Here is a 4,427-nt window from a genome sequence, read left to right on the forward strand (position 1 = left end):
GCGGCGTCCTCGCGGCCCCAATGCGATGGAGTAGGTCTCACCGTTGATAGAGACCGGCTGGGGAGCCATTCGCGAACTCGGCAATAGCATTCTATTGTCCAGTACATCGAGCAGGAAGTCCGGCACCGCCTGTGAGCCATGCTGCCAATCCTCGCCGACGAGATATCCGATATCCTCGAGCTCTTGCGGCGTGCCTGATGAACCGATGAAGAACGGCGGTCTGCCGGCAGGGCTGAGCACCGGCCTTGACTGGGCGTCGTCACGCATTTCCTGCGGTGTGGACGGCAGATCAGTGAAAGAAGCCAAACCGTGGTAGATGTCTGAGGACCGAGCTGGCGCGCCCTCCGGAGTTGGCCACTCGAAGTCGGACGGCACCCGTGGAGACCAGGTAAAGCTCGACCCGGCCAGGTCCTGCCAACCCGGTCCAACCGGGCCTTGCGGTGCCGGCCACTCACTTGGATCAAAGTCGGACGGCACGCGCGGGGACCAGGTCGAGCTCGACCTAGCCGGTTGCTGCAAGCCGGCCTGCCCAAACGGATCTAGCAGCGGCGGCCACTCACTTTCGGACGGCGGAGTCTGCAAATCTCGTACCCAGGTTGAGGTTGAGTTCGAGCTAGCCCTCTGCTGAGGGAAGGTCACACCCAGCGCCCGGTTCGCCTCAACGAGTTGCACATACTGCCTGAGCTTCTTGAGACTCAGGCCAAGTTTCCCTCTGGCTTCCGTGAAAGCCCGGTGGTCTGCGTCCAGCGAGCGCCGCTGCTCACTATTGCCGTTGATTCGGCTCGCGATGCTTTCCCTACCCTCTGTGCGGAGCCAATTACTGAAATTGCGTTGGGCCGAAGCAGTATTACGAATTGTTTTTCTTCTCTGTTCGGAAGCTGGGTCGAGGTTTCTCAGCTCTTCCTTGGCCAGGCTCTCGATCAGGCTGGCGTCATCGTCATAAGCACGAAGTCCTTGTTGGGGCTCGAGACCCAGGTATTGTCGAAGGAGATCGAGTGGGGGGGTCTGCTTTGTGGCTTTGCTGTACGCCGCATAATCTGCGCTCAATGACGACTGCTGCTTAGCATTGCCCTCGATACGGTCCATGATGCTCGGCCTGCCCTCTCTTTGAAGCCAATCACTAAAAGAGCGTAGCCTGGAAGCCCTCGCCGAAGCGCAGATTTTCTCCTTGCGAGTCGCGTCGGATCCAAGCTTGGATAGAGCGTCCGTCAAAAAGTCACTGATCGTGGAGACGTCCTTCGGATGAGCCGACAATGTTTCGCGCCCCATCAGGCGGGGCCCGGCACCGACAGCTTGGAGCCCGTCAGCCCCGATCCTCCGGAGATGAGACAATGCCGCGCTGAGGCGGTCACGATCATCGCCGCCAGCTTCGAAGTACTCGTGGATGTCGTCGGCGAGCGACATTGGCTCATTGAATGCCCGAGGAGCCAGGGGCTCCTTGTTCTGCGCTCGGAGCCAACGAGCAAACGCGTTGAGCGCCTGCACATTGCCCTTGATCGTTGCAAGCGGGACCTTTCCAGTCCCGCGGCCTCTGGTACCATCGGGATCTACTCTGTAGTCTTTGACGTTTTCCACGAACTGGCGGATCATCCGCTCGTCTTGGGGGTGCATCGGTTGCTCTCGCGTACCCACCCCAGCTGGAGCGGATATGGGATTTCCAGCCTGGAAATTCTGGAGTGTATCCAAGGCTCCGCCCACATAGTTCCTGCTATTGGCGCTCGCCACCTTCTTAAATTCATCTTTATAGGCTGTCAGCAGATCAGCATTGCCAAGCAGGTCGTTCAGAGTGACGCCTTTGGGTTGGAGGAATTCGCTAAACATTCGAAGAGCCATCACATAATTCTCGATCGTCTTCGTCTTACGGTTCGCGCTGCCCAATGCCGTCTTGAACTCTTCAATCAGCGCTAGGTCTGCTTCGGACGGGCGACTGCGCTTTGCAAAGTCGATGCGAAGCTCCGAGTAGACGTCATCAGAGGCTGGGCCGCCGGACAACTTCTCACGGTGGTTTCCTCCAAAGACTTTGCTTAACCCTGATTTGACCCGAGAGAACAGTCCACGCGGCTTGTTGTCCTTCGTCCGCGCCGTAGGTTGTTCCTCCGAGGACGCTGCGTAACGCATGCTGCTGAATGGCCTGTCCTGCAAGTCAGACCGGTAATTATTTGCAGCCGAGCCAAGATGAGCGTGCGGAACATCGACACTGTGACGCGTGCTGCTGAACGAATTGTCCCGGAGGTTGGACCTTGGCCGCATTCGCATCGAACCACCAACGTCCGTACGCTGGATGTTTTCATGCGACCGTGCGGCTGAACTGTCGGGGGAACTAACCCCGGAACTCTCCTCAGGAGAGCGGAGTTGCAGCTCGCCCAATTGCTGCTCGAAGCCAGCTTGATCCGCAGGGTCGACGTCGGCCTCTTGCCCCGCACGCTGCAACGCCTGCTGCTCGGCGTACCAGCGCATCCAAGAGTTCGGATCGTTATAGATCGGTTCCACACGACTCTCCTAAGATGAGAAGATTCTTCATAGCTGCCCCGGAGCGACACTCCGGCGCATTGGCCACAGAGACTCCGGCTTCAAAAAGCCGGACATCAAGATCGCCAAATTGAACAAAAAGGGACTGTTATCGCGCGTCGCTCCGAGCTCGTGCATTACTCACACCTGCCCGGTCTTGGCTGCTGCAGAAAAGCGCCCCGGCTCCTGGGCAACAGGTGACCGCTCGGCAAACCTCAAAACGATCCAGGAGAAACGAAACCCAAATACTCGCACGACTCAAAAAGCCACGGTGTTGCCGCCCCTCCTTCCGGGACATCGCATGCGGCACATCGGCGACCGACATTGGGCCGCTCCCACTGCTGTTGGAAGGCGACCGGGTTCAATACTTGCACTGCAAGCTCTGCTTCCTCTTCAGATCAACGTCCTCACATTCGCTACAACCAACCGAACCTCTCCGAGTGATCATGAAGCTTCAGAGAAGGCCGTATGTATGATTCAGACTGTACAACCTGACGCTACGTAGACTTCAAGCCCCCATCGCTGTCGCGTCGAGCCTGCTTGGGTTTTCATACCCGTTTCACGATGCGGCAAATCCTCGCAGCTTAGTGATCTACCCCGCTTTCGAGCACCTTAATTGCGCGAGGCGCGCCGCCGCCGATGAATACCAAAGACGTGTTGGCAGCGGCGTAAGCGCGAAGCTTTGGCCGTTCAGGCTTGGAAGTTCAGGGCATGATAGTATCGATCTGAGAGATCGGCCAGCGCCGCGCGATCCGTTCGAGAGTTTGCGTGAGCCAGGAGTGCGGGTCGAGGTCGTTCATCTTCGTTGGTCTGCAGCAGCGTGGCGATGGTGGCCCAGGTCCGGCCACCATGGCTGCCCGCGAAGAGCGCGTTTTTTTCCTGTGATGGTTGGTGGCCGGATTGCGCGCTCGACGGTGTTGGAGTCGAGCTTGATGCGACCGTCGCTTAGGAAGCGCTCGAGAGCGGTGCGCCTGGATGTGGCACACGGATCGGCCTCAAGCGTGTAGGGCATCATGGGCGATCGTCCCGGTCGGAAGCCATACGAGGATGGCAAGAAGTCGGTTGAAATGTTCCTGAATGCTGTGCTGTGCCTGCCTCACGTAATTTGCTCCCCAGTGGGATGGGACTGCGGGCGCGATAATGAGGCAACTCTGCTCCGAGGCGAGATGAGGCAATCCTCGGTTCGGCGCACCCGTCGCCGGATTACGAGGAAGCTGAGCGAAATGCGCTGGTAGTGCTTTGTGAGGCATCCGACCGGATCTGCGGCAAGAGGCTGAAGCCTGCTGCCAATCCTGATCGAGTCGATGGAACGCAACGGTCACATGGGCCTCGCTCCTGAAATCCGTGCGAAGCTACTGGCGGGGAGCGCGTCCACGATCGATAGGGCGCTGGGCAAGATCCGAGAGGAAGGTGGACGCCAGCGGCGCCGCCCGGTGGCGAGCGCAGAGCGACGGAATCCCGGTACGGACGTCCGCCGGCTAGAAGTATCCGGCGCCGGGCTTGGTCGAAGCCGATCTGGTCGCTCACAGTGGGCCCTCGGCGCGCGCCGGTTTTATACAGACGCTGGTGCTCACGGATATTGCGACCTGTTGGACGGAATGTGCGCCGTTGCTGGTGCGCGAGCAAACGCTCCTGAGCACCGTGACGACAAAAGTTCGCCGACAGCTGCCGCTCTCGCTGCACGGCATGTGAGCAGATGAACATCGAGTTCACGCGTTGCCGACCGTACCGCAAGAACGACCAGGCGTTTGTCGAACAGAAGAACGGAGCCGTGGTCCGACGCTTCATCGGTTATCGGCGGTTTGAAGGACTTGAGGCGGCTGCGTGAGCTATCACCCAAAGTTGGTGACGGCGGGAATCGGAAAGGCGGCATATCGTGGGGGTGCTTGACGCCTCCACTTCTCCACCGAAGGAGCGAT

The 4,427-nt window shown here is 59.2% G+C and carries 1 protein-coding gene and 2 pseudogenes; 1 reads left to right on the top strand and 2 read right to left on the bottom strand.

Annotated elements, in window-relative coordinates:
* A partial coding sequence (locus IVB32_RS37070) for a hypothetical protein (protein WP_247413015.1) occupies nt 1-2,490 on the bottom strand: 2,490 nt, incomplete at its 3' end.
* 722 nt (nt 2,491-3,212) lie between these two features.
* Nucleotides 3,213-3,490, bottom strand: a pseudogene (locus tag IVB32_RS37075) (transposase); the annotation flags it as partial.
* A gap of 138 nt (nt 3,491-3,628) precedes the next feature.
* Between IVB32_RS37075 and IVB32_RS37080 the strand changes: the two are divergent.
* A pseudogene (locus IVB32_RS37080) lies at nt 3,629-4,330 on the top strand (ISNCY family transposase); the annotation flags it as partial.
* Nucleotides 4,331-4,427: the final 97 nt, after the last annotated feature.

Source organism: Bradyrhizobium sp. 23 (assembly GCF_023073295.1).
Lineage (GTDB): Bacteria > Pseudomonadota > Alphaproteobacteria > Rhizobiales > Xanthobacteraceae > Bradyrhizobium > Bradyrhizobium canariense_D.